Source organism: Bradyrhizobium pachyrhizi, assembly GCF_001189245.1.
In the GTDB taxonomy this organism is placed as follows: domain Bacteria; phylum Pseudomonadota; class Alphaproteobacteria; order Rhizobiales; family Xanthobacteraceae; genus Bradyrhizobium; species Bradyrhizobium pachyrhizi.
The window spans coordinates 14,655-14,903 of sequence record NZ_LFIQ01000072.1; the positions used below are offsets into that span (position 1 = coordinate 14,655).

General features: G+C 66.7%; 1 protein-coding gene. It reads right to left on the reverse strand.

Translation table 11 applies throughout. The annotated features are described in order from the left end of the window. Nucleotides 1-249, reverse strand: a 249-nt coding sequence (locus tag AKL29_RS44840; RefSeq protein ID WP_244482043.1) for a HAMP domain-containing protein, incomplete at both ends; no start/stop codon positions are given.

Genomic DNA, 249 nt, shown 5'->3' on the forward strand with positions numbered 1-249 from the left:
GGCGGCGAACGAGCGCAACTGCTCGACCATCGTGTTCAGGGTGTCCTTGAGCAGCAGGATCTCGCCGCGCACGTCCACGGTGATCTTCTTCGACAGGTCGCCGCCGGCGATCGCGCTTGCGACCTCGGCGATGTTGCGGACCTGCGCGGTCAGGTTCGACGCCATGAAGTTGACGTTGTCGGTCAAATCCTTCCAGGTGCCGGCGACGCCGGGCACTTCGGCCTGGCCGCCGAGCTTGCCCTCGGTGCC